The following is a 250-nucleotide window of genomic DNA, read 5'->3' as shown; positions in this document are numbered from 1 at the left end:
CGCTACCCACACCTCATCCCCGCACTTTTCAACGTGCGTGGGTTCGGGCCTCCATCCAGTGTTACCTGGACTTCACCCTGGACATGGGTAGATCACCTGGTTTCGGGTCTACGACCACATACTAAAATCGCCCTATTCAGACTCGCTTTCGCTGCGGCTCCGTCTCTTCAACTTAACCTTGCATGTAATCGTAACTCGCCGGTTCATTCTACAAAAGGCACGCTATCACCCATTAACGGGCTCTAACTAC

Annotated in this window: 1 rRNA gene; it reads right to left on the bottom strand. The window is 52.4% G+C overall.

The features are described from left to right. A 23S ribosomal RNA gene (locus tag M3189_RS26760) occupies nt 1–250 on the bottom strand; the annotation flags it as partial.

This window comes from Neobacillus niacini, from assembly GCF_023715415.1.
In the GTDB taxonomy this organism is placed as follows: domain Bacteria; phylum Bacillota; class Bacilli; order Bacillales; family Cytobacillaceae; genus Neobacillus; species Neobacillus niacini_C.
Note: the sequence above shows the minus strand (reverse complement) of the source record. Positions and strands in the feature narration are given on the sequence as shown.